The following is a 15,019-nucleotide window of genomic DNA, read 5'->3' on the forward strand; positions in this document are numbered from 1 at the left end:
CGCCGCCCGGCAGCCCGTACGCGGGGCCCCGCGCGCCGAGCCCGTACGCCGCGCCCCGCACCACCCGCTCGTACGACCCGAACCGGAAAGGAGGCCTCGATGCCGGACCACTCTGTGATCACCGCCGAAGCCATGGCCTCGGCCGCCCTGAACGACCCGCAGTTCCACGTCCCGGCCCGCCCCAGGCTCCGGCGCGGACTCTCCCTGCACCACACGCCGGAGGCCCTGGTCGTCGAAGGCACCCCCAAGAAGCAGCTGCTGCGCGGCGCCGCCGCCCGGGAACTGCTGCCCCGGATGCTCCCGCTGCTCGACGGCAGCCGAGGCCACGAGGACGTCGCCGACGCCCTGGGCATCCCGGCCGGCACCGTCTTCAAGGCCCTCTCTCTGCTGTGGACCTGCGGTCTGATCGAGGAGGCCGCCTCCCCGGAGAGAGCCTCCCGGGCGGCGGCGGTGCCCGACACCCTGGCCGACTTCCTCTCCCGTATCGGCGACTCCACCGGAGCCAACCACGCCTGGGAGGAGGCCCTGGACCGGCTGGCCCGGGCCCGTGTGGACGTCTTCGGCGGCGGCCCCCTGGCCGACGCCGCCCGCCGCCACCTCTCCGGCTCGCTCGTGGACGCCCGTACCGGCTCGGGCACCGCACCGGCACCCGGGACCACCCTCGCCGTCGCCGCCGGCCTCGACCCGGACGCCTCGGCGGCGCTCGCCGCCTCCTGCGCCCTGGCCGGCGTCCCGCTGATCCGCCTGGCGCTCACCGGCCGCACCGCCCACCTCGGGCCGTACGTCGACCTCGCCTTCACGCCCTGCCTGGCCTGCCGCACCGCCGAGGATCCGGCGGACGACCGTCCTCCGCTGCCCGGCGACGCCGACCTGGCCGCCGCGCTCTTCGCCCGCGACCTGTTCGCGCTGCTCTCCCGGAGCACGCCCGGTCCGCTGCCGTCCCAGTGGCGCACCGTCGACCTGGCCGACCTCTCCCAGCAGCGCCGCTCGGCCGCCACCCGCCCCGGCTGCCCGCACTGCTCGGCGGCGCCCGGCGACCCCGTCGCCCCACCGCTCGCCGCGCGCTACGAGGCGGCGATCGCCTTCCCGCCCAAGGAGTACGCCGACGGCAAGGCCCACCAGGCCCACTACAAGCCGTCGAACATCGCCCTGCAGAACGACGAGAAGACCTGGCCCGTCGCGGCGGCCGTGCCCCTGCCGGAGCCTCCGCTGGAGCTGCTGCGCACCCCGCTGCCCACCGCCCTCGACGACCGGACCGCCGCCCTGCTCCTCGCCGTCACCGCCGGCCGCAGGGGCGTCATGCCCGGCCGGGTGCAGCGCTGGACGGCGAGCGGCGGCAACATCGGTTCCGTCGTCGCCCACCTCGTCGTCCGCGACGTCCCCGGTCTGGAGCCCGGCGTCTACGGCTACGTCGCCTCCGAACACCGGCTCGCCCGGCTCGCGGCCGACCCCGGCGCCGTTCCCGGCGAGGCGCCCCTGACCGTCGTCCTCACCGGCGACTTCACCAAGGTCGCCAAGAAGTACGCCGCGTTCGCCCTGCGGATCGTCCTGCTCGACGCCGGCTGCGCCACCACCACGCTCCGCGCCGCGGCGACCGCACTGGGCCTGCCGTGCACCGTCCGCACCCGCTGGGACGACCTCGCGGTGGCGGCGGCCCTGGGGATCGACCCCGATCTGGAACCGATCACCACCCTCGTCGACCTGGGAGGAGCCCCGTGAGCGCCCCGCACGAACTGGCCATGGACATGCTGGCGTCCTTCCGCGAGCAGCGCGGCACCACCGCCACCGCCACCGCCACTGCTCTCGCCGAACGCCCCGCGCCGGCCCTGGCGTTCAGGACCGTACCCGACCCGGCGCCCCTCGGACCGGCCGTCACGGTCGACCCGTACACACCCCCGACCGCGCCCCACGACCTGCTGACCACCCTCGAACACCGGCGCTCGCTGCGCGGCTTCTCGCCGGAGCCGCTGCCCGCCGGACTCCTCGCCGGGATCATGACCCGTGCCCTGGACCTGGACTCCGCCGACGGCGGAAACGTCTCCGGCCCCCGGGACGCCGCCGACGGCGGGGACCGGACCGACCCGGAGACCGACCCGGAGACCGGGCCGGACTGTCCGCTCGAACTGACCGTCGTCGCCCACCGGTTGACCGGCGTCGAGCCCGCCATCCACCGCTTCGACCCCGCGGCTCGCTCCTTCACCCCGGTGATGGAACTGCCCGGCGGAGCGGCCCGCTACGGCCTGACGCTGCAGCCGGAGTTCTCCGACGCCGCCGCGATCATCTCCATCGGTGTGCCGCTGGACGCCGCCGTCCACCGCCACGGAGGGCACGGCTACCGGCTGCTCCTCACCCGCGCCGGCTCCGCCGCGTACGCGATGTGGCTGGACGGAGTCGCCCACGGGCTGGTCGGCAGCGTCTTCGCCGGCTTCATCCCCGCCGCCGTACGCGGCCCGCTGCTCAGCGACGGAACGAGCCGCCAGCAGATCTTCGCGCTGGCCCTGGGCCTGCCGCCGGCCCCCTGAGACGTCCCGCCCACGGCGAGCCGGCCCGCATGCCGCCGCCGGCCCCTGAGACTTCCCGCCCCCGATCGGGAGCGGGAGCACGAGAACCATTCCACGACACCTGAGGAGGTGCCTCGCATGGAGGACATCGAGCTGTACGCCGTCGACGCCGACGAGCTGGCGATCGAGGAGCTGCCCGAGGGCAACGCCCTCGCGAGCTGGGCGTCCGCCGGATCCGCCTCGACCGCGTCCTGCCCGGCGACGTCCGCGTCGTCCGTCAGCAGCGCGTCGACCTACGGGTGATCCACCCGTCCCACCGGAGGCCCGCCGGGCCGGCGACGTCCGCGTCGTCCCACGGCGGCGCATCCACCCACGGGTGATCCACCCGTCCCCCCGGACGGCCCGCCGGGCCGCCCGAGCCACCCACCACACGGAGGTGAACACCATGGAGAACAACCTCGAGCTCTACGTCATCGACGGTGACGAGCTGGCCATCGAGGAGCTCCCGGAGGGCAACGCCCTCGGCTGCTTCTTCTGCGCCGGATCCGCTTCGACCGCGTCCTGCCCCGGCACGTCCGCGGCCACCGCGTCGTCCGCCTCGACCATCGGCTGACGTTCCGCCCCGCCCGCCCCTCCCACCAACGGAAAGGAACTCCTCACATGCAGGACTTCGACGACCTCGAACTGGACCTGTCCGCCGACGAGCTCGCCTCGGACGCGCTCGGTCTCGAGCCCCTGAAGGAGGGCGTCGCCCTCGGCACCTGGGCGACCGCCGGCACCGCCTCGACGGCCTCGTGCCCGACGAGCACCGCCTCCTCCTCGGCGAGCGCCTCCAGCTTCGGCTAGAACGCCCGTCCCACCGCCCCACCGTCCCCACCCTCGACCGCCTGACCGTCAGGCGAACGAAACGAAAGGAAGTGAACGCATGAACGAGAACCTCGACAACGAGCTCGAACTGTGGTCGGAGTCCCTGGACCTGGAGGTCCTCCAGGACGCGGTGAGCCCCGGCTTCACCACCGCCTTCTGCGGCGCCTGCGCCGGCTCCGCCAGCTGCCCCGTCGGCTGCGTCGGCTCCATGAGCAGCGTCTCCAGCCAGGGCGGCTGATCAGCCGAGTCGGATCCTGGGCTCCGGGGTGGTCCTAGTACCCCGGGGCCCAGGGCCCTTCGTCACCAGTCCGGTTCGCTTTCCCCGAACCGGACCGCACCACACCAGATTAGAGCCAGGCGGCCCGGCACGACAGCGGGCCCGGCCGCCGCAGCGGAGGGAGGAACCGCGCCGTGGATGTGTGCACTGCACCCAAACTCCGGGAGGATCTGGAGATCATCCGAGGGATGGACGACCACCCCTTGGTGTTCGACCCGCAGGGCGGGACCTACCACCGGCTGACCAAGTCGGCGGCGGCCCTGCTCCGCCAGTTCGACGGAACGCACTCGCTTGACGAGCTGTCGACCCTCATGGCCGAACGCCGGGGCGTCCCCGCCGAAGGCGTACGCGGAGAGCTCGACACCTTCGTGAGCGAACTGACCCGCAGCGGCCTGCTCGTCGGCACCGAAGCCGAGCGCGCGCCCAAGAAGCGCGCCGGCGGCCGCTTCGGCACCACCATGCTGATGCCCCGCTTCGTCATCACCCGCTCGCTCCCGACGGTCCTGGAGCCCGCGGCCCGGCTGCTGCGCCAGGTCCCGGCCTGGCTGTCGGTCGGCGTCTTCGCCGGCGGCGGCCTCCTCGGCATCCTGCTCGGCCTCTACACCGTCCTCACCTCGGCCCCGCCCGCCGAGGAGCTGCTGGGCACCGGCACCCTCGTCGCCATCGGCCTGATGCTCTTCCAGATCCTCGTGCACGAGAGCGCGCACGCCATGGTCTGCCAGGTGCTCAAGGTGCCCGTACGGGGTCTCGGAGTGGCGCTGCTCTTCTACTTCATGCCGCTCGCCTACGTCGACCGCACCGACGCCTACCGCGTCCGCTCCCGAGGCGGCCGGGTCCTGCTCGCCGTCGCCGGACCGCTCAGCGACGGCTGGTTCACCGGAGCCGCCGCCCTGCTCGTCCTGACCGCGGACGGACCGGTCGCCCAGGTGGCCGGAGCGCTCCTCCTCTTCCAGATGCTCAACCTGGTCACCAACATCAATCCGATGCTTCCGAGCGACGGTTACGCGGCGCTCGAAGCCGGTTTCGGCCTCGTCGACGCGCGGGGCCGCGCCTTCGCACTGCTGAAGCACCGCCTGCTGGGCCGCCCGCTGCCGGGCTTCCTGGAGCGGATGCCGGCCCGCAGCCGCCGCCTCCACGTCACGTACGGCATCGTGTGCAGCGTCTACACCGTGGCGCTCGGCTACTTCGTCATCCAGTCCCTGATCTGGTCGTTCGCACTGGTCGGACGGTCGATGCCGTGACCGCCCCCGACACCGATGTGGTCCCCGCCATGAAGCCGCCCCCCGAGTCCGCCGCCGCCGCCGGCACCCGCCCCGCCCCCGACGCGCCGACCGCCTCCGAGACAGCCTTCGAGACCGCCGCCGCCGGCACCCGCCCCGCCCCCGACGCGCCGACCGCCTCCGAGACAGCCTTCGAGACCGCCTTCGAGACCACCCCCGAGATCTCCGGACCGCTGCTCACCCGTGTGGGCGGCCTGCCCACCGAGGCCCTCGACCTCACCGGCCCCGCCACCCGGCGGGCGATCGCCGAGGCCGCGGACGCCCACGCCGAACTGGAGCGCCGGCGCCCCGCCCTGGAGGACGTCTGCTTCCCGCTGGTGCCCCTCCTCGACGACGAAGTGCCGCTGCGCCGCCAGGTGCTGGCCGCCAAGCGGGCCGTCCACCGGCTGCGGGCCCTTCCCTGGGGCGACGCACTGCCGCCCCGGATCGCCGAACTGGCGGGCCCCGACGGGACCGCGGCCTTCACCGGCTGGCAGGCCGCCGCCCGGCGGCGCGACGAGACCACCCGACGCCTCGACGCCCTGCTGGCCGAGGACCGGGCGGCGGCCCCGACCGCGCTCGCCGGCCACCTCGACGACCCGGGGTTCGCCCGTGCGGCGGCCCTGGCCGCCCCCGACTGGCTGCGGCACGGCCGCCCGCGCCGCCGCCCCGCCGAGACCCGCAACCTGCGCACCCTCTACTCCTACGTCTCCCGCGCCGCGGTGAAGACCAGCCCGTTCTCCACGCTGACCACCGTCGGCACGGCCGGCTCCACCGGGACGGCGGCCCCCGCCGCCCACAGCTACGCCGCCACCGCCCTCGCCCAGCTGGCCCTGCGCTGCCTGGCCCGCGAGGCCGACACCGCCGGCCTGCTGCGCTACCGGCTTGCGCCGGTCAGGCCCGGCGGCCCCGACGCCCCGGGCGGGCTCGTCCTGGTCCCCGAACCCGTCGCCGACGGCGGTCTGGCCTGGCGGCTCGACCGGGTGGTGGAGGCCGACCACGCGGCGCCCTGGCTCGCCGGCTTCGCGTCCGACACCGAACACTCCCTGGACGGACTGCTCTCCGGGCTCGGCGGCCCCGACCCGTTCCGCCGCTTCCGGCGCCTCCTCGACACCGGGCTCATCACTCCCGTACCGCCGTGGCGGCGCGACGAGGACCCGGTGAGCGCCCTGGCGGAGCTGCTCGCCGACCACCCGGACGACGGGCTCGCGGCCGAGGTCCGGGAGCTGCGGGACTCCGCCGCCGCCCTCGCCGCCGCCGACGAGAGCGCCCGGACCGAGATCCTGACCCGGGCCCGGCACACCGCCCGGCGCTGGGCCCGGCGGGCGGGCCTCGACCGCTTCGCCTCCGGGGAGGTGCTCTACGAGGACGTCGCGACCGACCTCGCCCTGCCCGACGTCCTCGACGTGCCCCAGGTCCGCGCCGACCTCACCGAACTGGGCCGCCGCATGCGCCCGTTCATCTTCCGCTCGCACTTCTACGACGTGCTCGTGAACCGCTTCACCGCCGAGTACGGACCGGGCGGGAGCTGCGCCGACGTGCTCGGGTTCCTCATGCGCGTCGCCGTCGACGGCGACGCGCAGCCCGACCTCGACCAGGCGTCCGTCGCCGACCGAGCCGCGCGCGAGACGGCGGGGGAGCGGGCCTGGCTCCCGGTCGGGCCGAGCAGCGCGCCGCCCGCCGCGTCCGTCCTGTTCCAGCTCGCCGCCTCCGGCCGGCAGGCCGTCCACGACGGCGACTACCGGCTGGTCGTCAACCAGTTCAACCCCGGCACGGGCGGGCTCGTGACCCGCTTCGGACCGCTCCTCGGCCAGGGCTTCCGCGACCGGCTGCGCGAGCACGTCCGCGCCTGCTGGCCCGACCGCACCTGCCGGGAGCTCGTCCTGTGGACGGAGATCAACACCGCCCAGTCGCGGTCGGCCGGTCTGCTGCCGCCCCTGCTGCTGCCCGGCGAGACCCCGGCGGCCGACGGACTGGACCTCGCCGACACCGTCCTCACACACGACCCCGCGCAGGGCACCCTCGCGCTGCGCGACCGCACCGGCGAACCGGTCGGCCTGGCCTACCTCGGGCTGGTCCCGCCGCACCTCTTCCCGCCGTTCGCCCGACTGCTCGCCGTGCTCGCCGATCCGTGGGTCAACGGATCACCGCACTCGGACTACGTCCTGCCGTTCGGTCTTCAGGAACAGCGCCGCGACGAGGTCGTGCCGACCACCCGCACCACCTTCGGCCGGGTCACCGTCAACCGCGCCTCGTGGGTCGTCCCGGCGGCCGCGCTGCCGGTGCCGAGGCCGGGCGAGAGCGACGCCGAGACGGCGCTGCGCGCCGAGGAGTTCCGGCGCGCGCACGGAATGCCGGAGGAGGTCTTCTGCCACCGGCTGACCGGCTTCGGACCGGCCGAGCAGGGCACGGACCGCAAACCCCTGTGGGTCTCGCTGACCTCTCCGCTCTCCCTGTCCGTCCTGGCCCAGTGGGCCGGACCGGCCACCGGGCACCTGCGCCTCGTCGAAGCACTGCCCGACAGAGCCGCGCATCCGCTGCGGGACGGGGCGGGCGGCACACGGGCGGCCGAGCACATCTCGCTGCTGCGCTGGCGGCGACCGGAGGAGGAGGCATGAGCGTGACGGTTCCCGACCGGGACTGGTGGTACGTACGGGTCTACCCGGGCGGCCCCCGCCTGATGGACGCGGCGGCCCGCACCGTCGTGCCGTGGCTGGCCGCGCAGGCCGGGCGGCTGGGCAGCGAGGAGTGGTTCTTCCTCCGGTACTGGGACGCCACCGGCCACCACCTGCGCCTGCGGCTGCGCGCCGGGTCCGACGCGGTGGACGCGCTGGACGGCGCCGCCCGCGAGGAGCTGACCGGCCTCCTGGACACGCTGGAGGAGCGGCCCGGGGACACCGAAGGGCTGCTGCCCGGCGCGCTGCCGGCCGGACCCACGGCCCGGGGCGTCACCCCCGCGCTGTACGCGCCCGAACTGGCCAAGTACGGCGGCCCGGGCGGCGTCGCGGTCGCCGAGCGGGTCTTCCGCCTGGACAGCGCGCTGCACGCCGAGCTGGACCTCGCCGGCCTGCCCCGGCGCTTCGAGCGCGCCGCGTACGCCGTCCACCTCGCGCGGGCGCTCACGGCCCGGGTCCTGACCGAGGAGGAGCGGGACGTCTTCTGGGTCCGGCACCGCACCCGGTGGGGTTGGCAGCTGCGCATGGCCGCTGACGGCGAGCAGCTCCGGCCGCTGCTGCGCGGCGTCTCGGCCGGCGTGCGGGAGCAGGGCGTGCCCGCCCCCGCCGTACGGGAGCGGGTCGAGGCGCACGCCGACGCGCTGGCCGGACTCGTCCTGAGGGCTCCCGGCTCCCGGGACCACCAGCTGCTGCACCATCTGCACATGGTGATGAACCGGCTGGGCTTCCCGCCGGGCGAGGAGGCGGCGCTCGGCATGCTGGCAGGGCAGACTGCCAGGAAACCGGCGGCAGTTGCCGGCGCGGTGCCCGTATGAGAGGAACACCTGAGATGACCCTGGCAGGCGACATGATCCTGCTCGCCTTCGACGCGGACGGGGACGGGCTTCCGGTCCGGCAGTCCCTGGCACCGGCGGTGCGCGGAGCGCTGCTTGCCGAACTGCTCGACGGCGGCGCCCTGGTGGACGAGGCGGGCACGGCCGAGGCGGCGGGCGAGGCCCCGCGGGACGCTGCGCTCCGGCAGGTGTGGCAGCGGATCTCGGCGGAGCCCGGACGGAAGTGGCTGCACTGGGTCCGCAAGGACGGCCGGGCGTCGATCCACGAGGTGCTGCGGGGGCTGGAGAAGGACGGCCTGCTGGAGCAGAGCACCAGCCGGGTCTTCGGCGTCTTCCCGCTGAACCGTGCCGGTCTCACCCCGGCCGGCCTCGCCGCCGCCGGGGAGGTACGGGCCGCGGTGGCCGCCGCCGCGGAGGACCCGGCCTCCGGCGCGGCGGGCGACCGGGCCGCGCTCCTGGCCGGACTCGCGTACGCGGGCGGCCAGTTGGGCACGGCCCTGCCGGCCGACCGGCGCCGCGCCCTCAAGGACCGCCTGACGGCCCTGTCCGACGCCGCCGCCCCGGTCTCGGCGGCGGTCCGCCGTGCCGTCCAGGACCTCCAGGGCGCGGCCGTCTCCTAGGGCGTGTCTTGATGGCGGGCCCGCCCTCTGTCCGCCGGGACCCGCCCTCCGTCCGCCGGGGCCCGGGTCCGGCCCGGCGCCGCTATTTCCGCCCCTGCGTCGCCCGCCCGCCCGGCGTCGCCCGTCCGCCCCGGTGTCGGTCAGATCCAGCCGCGTTCGCGTGCCAGCAGTGCGGCGTGCGGCCGGCTGGAGGCGCCCAGGACGCGCAGCAGGTCGGCGACGTGGCGCCGGTAGGTCCGGACCGACATGCCCAGGTCTCTGGCGCCGATCTCGTCCTTGCCGACGTGGCACATGGATTTCAGCACCTCGCGCTCGGTCTCGGCGAGACCGCCCGGGCACTCCTCGGTGTCGGCGATGATCGCCGACAGGTCCGTGGCCTGGCACCAGATCTTCTCGAAGAGGGCGAGGATGCCGGAGACGAGGCCGGTCTCCCGTGCGACCAGCGCGCCGCGCGAGGTGTTCTCGGGGTCGATCGGGACCAGGGCGGTGCGCCGGTCGTAGACCAGGATGCGCTCCGAGAGGTCGTCCGTCGCCCGGATCTGCGCGCCCTTCGCGGTGAGTTCGCGCAGGTAGCCGACGGTCAGCGGGTCGTCGAGGGCTTCCCGGAGCACCACGTTGCGGATGCGGACGCCCCGGCTCAGGCAGCGCAGGTCCAGCGGGCGGGAGTGCTCGATGTTCTCGGGCGTGAGCGCGGTGTACGGCTCGACGGAGAGGATCTCCTCGCGGGCGAAGAAGGCGAGGTCGTCGATCCGTCCGCGGATCTGCGCCACGTTCTCCATCCGCTCGACGGACTGCGGCGAGGCCAGCGCCGGGCACTGCTCGTCCCGCAGTTCGGCGACGAGGTGCCGGGAGCGGGTGACTTCCTGCAGTTCCTGGTGCAGTTCGCGCAGCCGCAGGTCGGTGAGCCGGTCCACGGCGACCGCCGGGTCGGTCGGGCACACGGTCTGCCGGTCGGTCGGGTACAGCAGCCCGAGCTCGCGCAGCCGGGCCTGGGCGTCGGCCACGGCCGCGCGGTCGGCGCGTAGCAGGAGGTGGATGTCGCCGTCGGTCGTGTCCGGATTTCTAAGGAAATGGCGGTAGATGCTCTCCTCCAGTTCGGAGAGTCCCAATACCCGCATGCCTGTTGCCACCATCTCGAGCCCCCCGCGCTCTTGTGTGCACACCGGCATCGCGATCCGCCTGGTCAGACGGTTGCAGCCCCGCGGCCGGATGGTGGGATGGATGGTAATGCCCAGGCAAATCAGCCGCACGGTGGCGTGATCATGGTGTGACGCGGATCACGTGGCGGAGGGTGGTGGGAACGCGACCGGCCGTGTCCCCTCACCACCGACCCTCTCGCGGTGGAAAGGGCTCGGCGGCCCGCCGCTGGAGCCCTGTCGGGTGCCACACCTGGCGCACCCGAGCCGGGGACGGCTTACGCGCGGGGGCCGCGGTCTCCCTCCGTGAGGGGGGCCTTCGCCCCGGCCGTCGCGGCCTGCGCGGCCTCGACCGTCCCCGCCGCCCCCGCCGTTCCCGCCGTCTCCGCCGCCCGGACCGCGTCGGCCAGCGCCTGCGCCGTCGCCGCCTCGACCGCCGCGCGGCTCCGGCGGGCCGTCCGCAGCGCGTCCCACGTCAGCAGCGTCAGGGCCAGCCACACCAGCGAGAAGCCGGCCCAGCGCTCCGGCGGCATCGCCTCGTGGAAGTAGACGACGCCGAGGCCGAACTGGAAGACCGGCGCCAGGTACTGCAGCAGCCCCAGCGTCGACAGCGGCACCCGGATCGCCGCCGCCCCGAAGCAGACCAGCGGCACGGCCGTCACGAGGCCGGTCGCCGCGAGCAGCGCCGCGTGGCCCGCGCCCTGCGTGCCGAAGATGATGTTCCCGCTCGCGCCGAGCCAGAGCAGATAGGCGAGGGCGGGCAGGAACTGGATCGCGGTCTCGGCGGCCAGCGACTCCAGGCCGCCGATGTTGACCTTCTTCTTCACCAGGCCGTAGACGGCGAACGAGAACGCCAGCATCAGCGAGAGCCACGGCGGCCGCCCGTAGCCGATCGCGAGGACGAGCACCGCCGCGAAGCCGATGCCGACCGCCGTCCACTGCACCGGCCGGAGCCGCTCCTTCAGGAGCAGCACGCCCATGGCGATGGTGACGAGCGGGTTGATGAAGTACCCCAGGGAGGCCTCGACGACCTGGCCGGAGTTCACGGCCCAGATGTATCCGCCCCAGTTGACGCTGATCACGGCCGCGGCCACGGCTATCAGGCCCAGCTTGCGCGGCTCCCGCGCCAGCTCGCGGATCCAGCCCCAGCGGCGCAGCGCGAGCAGCGCGACGCCGACCGCCAGCAGCGACCAGACCATCCGGTGGGCGAGGATCTCGATCGCCCCGGCCGGCTTCAGGAGCGGCCAGAAGAGCGGGACCAGGCCCCACATCCCGTAGGCACCGATCCCGTACAAGAGCCCCGCTCGTCCCTCGCTGTGCTTGTCCACGTAAAAGCTCCTGCCCCGCGCCGCGCCGTCCTGTCGACGGTAGCGCCGCGAAGGGCGGGCTGTCATGTCCGTACCGCCATACGGTCATGACCTTCCGGCTCGGTGGCGGTCCGCCCCGGTATGTCGCGGGAGGGCAACCGGTTGGTCCCAATGATGTTGTACGCAGGGCATGTTGGCGCTTACTGAGCGTACGATCTGCCCACCATCCGGGGAATGCGTGAGCGTGCGTGGGGGATGCGTGACGTACGGACACCGAAGACTGCTGCTCTGCTGCGCCGTGCTGGCGGGCGGACTGATCCTGACCGGCTGCTCGGACGACGGCGCCGACGGCGGACGGCCCGACGGCAAGGCGACCTCTCCTACAACGGGTGCACCGCCCGGGGACCCGGCGCCGAGCCCCACACCGACCCGGCTCGGCTTCACCGCCGACCCGGCACGGGCGCCGAAGACCACCGCCGACGCGAAGAGGCTCGCCCTCGCGGTCGTCGCGGGACCCGACTCCTGGGGCCCCGACTTCGTGAAACGCGCCCCGTACCTCAGCGCCGACGACTACTGGCCGGTCCTCGGCCGGGGGTGCGACTGGGAGGGCGGCAGCCGCCCGGCCACCGTGCTCTACAGCGTCACCGCCTCCAGCGAGATCCCCGCCGGGGCGGGCAAGGGACTCCTGCGGGTCTCCGCCACCGTCACGGTCCACCGCACCGAGACCGCCGCCGACTGGGAGATGGCCCAGACCCTCGAAGAGGCACTGCGCTGCCCGGACCAGCGGCTGCGCGACGGCGAACGCATCACCGGCCTCATCTCCATCGGCAACCCCTTCGGCGTCGGCGGTAACTTCACCGCCTCCGACTCCCTCGGCGAGATGGGCCGGTACCACAACGACGCCGTCGCGGACGGGCCGCAGGGCCAGAAGTACGCCTGGTACCAGTCCCGGGTCGGACAGGTCACGGTCGCGGCCGTCGCCAAGGGCGCGCCCGGCCACACCGACCAGGAGATCGACAGCGCCCAGGTCCAGGCACTCGTGGCCATGATCGGGCGCGCGGAGACGCAGTTGGAGGCGCAGTCATGAGCCGGGAGAACCGAGAGGGCGGCGAGGCGCGCGAGAACGACGGCCGGCCGGAGCGCCCCGGCGGCGGCGGGACCGCCCCCGCGCCCGGCAGACCCGGCCCCCTTGACCCCGCCAGACCCGACGCCCGCGAGCCTGGCAGACCCGACGCCCCCGAGGGCCCTGCGGCCCCCGCCACCCCCGGCCTCCCCGAGGACGCCGCCGTCCCCGAACTCCCCGCCACCCCCGCCCCGCCCCCGCCCCCCGTCCCCGCCCGCGCGCCCGGGGATCTTCAGCCGTTGGCCGCGGGCGATCCCTCCTCGCTCGCCGGGTACCGGCTCCTCGGGCGTCTCGGGGCCGGTGGAATGGGCGTCGTCTACCTCGGGCGTACGGACCACGGCGAACTCGCCGCCGTCAAGGTCACCCACGCCGACCACGCCGACCACCCCGACTTCCGGGCCCGCTTCCGGCGCGAGGTCGAGGCCGCCCGCCGGGTCTCCAGCCCCTGGGCCGTCCCCGTCACCGGCGCCGACCCCGACGCCCCCCACCCGTGGATGGCCACCGCCTTCGTCCCCGGCCCCTCCCTCGGCGAGGCCATCCGCGACCACGGGCCGCTGCCCGAGCGGAGCGTACGGATCCTCGGCGGCGCCCTCGCCCGCGCGCTCGACGCCGTCCACACCGCCGGGATCGTCCACCGCGACGTCAAGCCGGGGAACGTCCTCCTCGCCGTCGACGGCCCCCGCCTGATCGACTTCGGCATCGCCCGGGCCGTCGCCGAGACCTCGCTCACCTCCACCGACATGGTGGTCGGCACCCCCGGCTTCCTCGCCCCCGAACAGGCCCAGGCGCACGGCGCCGCCCTCGGCCCGGCCTGCGACGTCTTCTCGCTCGGCGGCCTCCTCGCGTACGCCTCGACCGGCCGCCCGCCGTTCGGTACGGGAGGCGTCGACGCGCTGCTCTACCGCACGGTCTACGACGAGCCCGACCTCGTCGGCGTACCGGACGGGCTGCGGGACGTCCTGCGGGCCTGCCTCGCCAAGGACCCGGCCGCCAGGCCCACGACCCAGGGGCTCGTCGCCCTCCTCGCCGAGGACGACCCGGGCCCCGACGCCGACTGGCTCCCCGCTCCCGTCGTCCGCACCATCGCCGAACGCTCCGCACGCATGCTCGCCCTCCCCGACATCGACGCCACCCACGTCGGCGCCGGCCGGACCGGCGAGGGCGCCGGGGCCGCCGGGACCAGCAGACGGAGGTTCCTGCTCCTCGCCTCCGGGGCGGCCGTCCTCGCCGCGGGCGGCGGCGCGGCCGCCTGGGCCGGGCTCCGGGACGACGAGCGGGGCGGAAGCGACGGCGCGGGCGGCGCCCCGCGCTGGACCATCGGCGTCCAGGCGGACCTCACCGGCCCCGCCAAGGACATCGGCACCGCCCAGGAGCGCGGCGCCCGCCTCGCCGTCGAGCGGTTCAACGCCCGCGCCGACAAGCCCTTCACCCTCGACGTGAAGGTCTCCGACGACGGCGGGGACAAGGAACGCGCCCTGGCGGCGGCCCGCCGGCTCACCACCGACCCCCGCGTCCTCGGCGTCCTCGGCCCCACCTCCGACTACACCGCCCAGAACGCGCTGCCCGCGTACGACGAGGCCCGCATGCCCCTGCTCATGGTCTCCCCGGGCCTTAACCTGCTGACCGCCGGCCAGGCCGAGGGCAAGGGCACCACCGTGCTGCGGGCCTGCCCGCAGCACGCCACCGCCGGCATGCACCTGGCGTACCACGTGCTGCACCGCACGCGGAGCACCCGGCCGGGTCTCCTCCAGGAGCGCGTCGACGACACGTACGCCTGGCAGTACATGCGCGGCACCGATTTCGGCTTCCGCTACGCCGAGGTCGTCCCCCACCCCCGGGTGGTCCCGGCCGCGACCACCGACTACCGGCGGATCGTCGCCGAGATGATGGCCGAGGGCATCGACGCCTACGTCCACTGCGGCCTCACCGACAGCGCCGTCCTGGCCGCGAAGGCGCTCGACGAACTCGGCTTCACCGGCATGAGGATCACCGGCCAGCACGTCTTCGGCCCCCGCTTCCTGAAGGAGGCCGGGCCCGCCGCCGAGGGCTGGGTGGTCGGCGCCCCGGTCGTCGACCCCACCACCAGGAAGCAGGCCGCCGGCTTCGTCGCCGCGTACCGCCGGCGGTACGGCACCGTCCCGCCCTTCTACGCGGGGGAGGCCTACGACCTGGTCACCCTGTTCGCCGCGGAGGCCGTGAAGGCCGGGAAGGCGGCGGGCGGCTCACCGGACCGCACCGCCCTCGCGCCCCGGCTGCGCAAGGCCACCTACGAAGGAGCCATGGGCGGGTACGTCTTCGACGCGAAGACCGGCGACCTGGCGACGGGGGCGGTGGGGACCTTCCTGTACGCCGTCGAGAACGGGCGCTACAAACCGCTCGGCTTCGCCCCCGCCGGCCCGCCCAAGACCCGTGGGGCGTGAC

The 15,019-nt window shown here is 74.9% G+C and carries 14 protein-coding genes; 12 read left to right on the forward strand and 2 right to left on the reverse strand.

Annotated features, from left to right (window positions below):
- Positions 1 to 99: 99 nt before the first annotated feature.
- From ACZ6RC_RS06955 to ACZ6RC_RS07000, 10 genes are all read left to right on the forward strand, one after another.
- Complete coding sequence (locus ACZ6RC_RS06955; protein WP_469579808.1) at positions 100 to 1,719, forward strand: nitroreductase family protein; 1,620 nt, start codon at positions 100 to 102, stop codon at positions 1,717 to 1,719.
- Positions 1,716 to 2,522 (forward strand): hypothetical protein, encoded by an 807-nt coding sequence (locus ACZ6RC_RS06960; protein ID WP_469579810.1) that lies wholly within the window; start codon positions 1,716 to 1,718, stop codon positions 2,520 to 2,522. The genes ACZ6RC_RS06955 and ACZ6RC_RS06960 overlap by 4 nt, the downstream gene beginning before the upstream one ends.
- Before the next feature lie 117 nt (positions 2,523 to 2,639).
- On the forward strand, positions 2,640 to 2,804 hold the full coding sequence (locus ACZ6RC_RS06965) for a thiocillin family RiPP (protein ID WP_391144078.1): 165 nt from the start codon (positions 2,640 to 2,642) through the stop codon (positions 2,802 to 2,804).
- A 142-nt stretch (positions 2,805 to 2,946) separates the two neighbouring features.
- On the forward strand, positions 2,947 to 3,114 hold the full coding sequence (locus ACZ6RC_RS06970; RefSeq protein ID WP_141302866.1) for a thiocillin family RiPP: 168 nt from the start codon (positions 2,947 to 2,949) through the stop codon (positions 3,112 to 3,114).
- A 47-nt stretch (positions 3,115 to 3,161) separates the two neighbouring features.
- Complete coding sequence (locus ACZ6RC_RS06975; protein WP_260615470.1) at positions 3,162 to 3,347, forward strand: thiocillin family RiPP; 186 nt, start codon at positions 3,162 to 3,164, stop codon at positions 3,345 to 3,347.
- Positions 3,348 to 3,426: 79 nt separating this feature from the next.
- On the forward strand, positions 3,427 to 3,606 hold the full coding sequence (locus ACZ6RC_RS06980; protein ID WP_055642953.1) for a thiocillin family RiPP: 180 nt from the start codon (positions 3,427 to 3,429) through the stop codon (positions 3,604 to 3,606).
- Positions 3,607 to 3,833: 227 nt separating this feature from the next.
- Positions 3,834 to 4,886 carry a PqqD family peptide modification chaperone gene (locus ACZ6RC_RS06985; protein WP_469579814.1) on the forward strand — a complete coding sequence of 351 codons (1,053 nt, stop codon included), beginning with the start codon at positions 3,834 to 3,836 and terminating at the stop codon, positions 4,884 to 4,886.
- Positions 4,883 to 7,522, forward strand: coding sequence for a hypothetical protein (locus ACZ6RC_RS06990; RefSeq protein ID WP_469579816.1), 2,640 nt, complete (start codon positions 4,883 to 4,885; stop codon positions 7,520 to 7,522). Before ACZ6RC_RS06985 ends, ACZ6RC_RS06990 begins: the two co-directional genes overlap by 4 nt.
- Positions 7,519 to 8,394, forward strand: coding sequence for a lantibiotic dehydratase C-terminal domain-containing protein (locus ACZ6RC_RS06995; RefSeq protein ID WP_469579818.1), 876 nt, complete (start codon positions 7,519 to 7,521; stop codon positions 8,392 to 8,394). The genes ACZ6RC_RS06990 and ACZ6RC_RS06995 overlap by 4 nt, the downstream gene beginning before the upstream one ends.
- A 14-nt stretch (positions 8,395 to 8,408) precedes the next feature.
- Entirely contained in the window at positions 8,409 to 9,032 is a 624-nt protein-coding gene (locus ACZ6RC_RS07000; protein ID WP_469579820.1) for a GPP34 family phosphoprotein, read from the forward strand.
- Between the two features lie 140 nt (positions 9,033 to 9,172).
- On the opposite strand, the gene ACZ6RC_RS07005 is transcribed toward ACZ6RC_RS07000, so the two are convergent.
- On the reverse strand, positions 9,173 to 10,150 hold the full coding sequence (locus ACZ6RC_RS07005) for a helix-turn-helix transcriptional regulator (RefSeq protein WP_469579822.1): 978 nt from the start codon (positions 10,148 to 10,150) through the stop codon (positions 9,173 to 9,175).
- Between the two features lie 296 nt (positions 10,151 to 10,446).
- Positions 10,447 to 11,439: an EamA family transporter RarD gene (gene rarD / locus ACZ6RC_RS07010; RefSeq protein WP_469580765.1), complete on the reverse strand. Its 993-nt coding sequence runs from the start codon at positions 11,437 to 11,439 to the stop codon at positions 10,447 to 10,449.
- Between the two features lie 295 nt (positions 11,440 to 11,734).
- Between rarD and ACZ6RC_RS07015 the strand changes: the two genes are divergently transcribed.
- Complete coding sequence (locus ACZ6RC_RS07015) at positions 11,735 to 12,562, forward strand: hypothetical protein (RefSeq protein WP_391144092.1); 828 nt, start codon at positions 11,735 to 11,737, stop codon at positions 12,560 to 12,562.
- Positions 12,559 to 15,018, forward strand: a complete 2,460-nt coding sequence (locus ACZ6RC_RS07020) for a bifunctional serine/threonine-protein kinase/ABC transporter substrate-binding protein (RefSeq protein WP_469579824.1) — start codon at positions 12,559 to 12,561, stop codon at positions 15,016 to 15,018. The genes ACZ6RC_RS07015 and ACZ6RC_RS07020 overlap by 4 nt, the downstream gene beginning before the upstream one ends.
- Position 15,019 lies beyond the last annotated feature (1 nt).

It is taken from the genome of Streptomyces sp. NPDC048353, assembly GCF_055587165.1.

Bases quoted from the DNA above. Each gene is read 5' to 3' on its own strand.
- ACZ6RC_RS07000 (WP_469579820.1), top strand. From the start codon at position 8,409: ATGACCCTGGCAGGCGACATGATCCTGCTCGCCTTCGACGCGGACGGG.
- ACZ6RC_RS06955 (WP_469579808.1), top strand. From the start codon at position 100: ATGCCGGACCACTCTGTGATCACCGCCGAAGCCATGGCCTCGGCCGCC.
- rarD (WP_469580765.1), bottom strand. From the start codon at position 11,439: ATGTGGGGCCTGGTCCCGCTCTTCTGGCCGCTCCTGAAGCCGGCCGGG.
- ACZ6RC_RS07005 (WP_469579822.1), bottom strand. From the start codon at position 10,150: ATGCGGGTATTGGGACTCTCCGAACTGGAGGAGAGCATCTACCGCCAT.
- ACZ6RC_RS06985 (WP_469579814.1), top strand. From the start codon at position 3,834: ATGGACGACCACCCCTTGGTGTTCGACCCGCAGGGCGGGACCTACCAC.
- ACZ6RC_RS06975 (WP_260615470.1), top strand. From the start codon at position 3,162: ATGCAGGACTTCGACGACCTCGAACTGGACCTGTCCGCCGACGAGCTC.
- ACZ6RC_RS06995 (WP_469579818.1), top strand. From the start codon at position 7,519: ATGAGCGTGACGGTTCCCGACCGGGACTGGTGGTACGTACGGGTCTAC.
- ACZ6RC_RS06965 (WP_391144078.1), top strand. From the start codon at position 2,640: ATGGAGGACATCGAGCTGTACGCCGTCGACGCCGACGAGCTGGCGATC.
- ACZ6RC_RS06970 (WP_141302866.1), top strand. From the start codon at position 2,947: ATGGAGAACAACCTCGAGCTCTACGTCATCGACGGTGACGAGCTGGCC.
- ACZ6RC_RS07020 (WP_469579824.1), top strand. From the start codon at position 12,559: ATGAGCCGGGAGAACCGAGAGGGCGGCGAGGCGCGCGAGAACGACGGC.
- ACZ6RC_RS06980 (WP_055642953.1), top strand. From the start codon at position 3,427: ATGAACGAGAACCTCGACAACGAGCTCGAACTGTGGTCGGAGTCCCTG.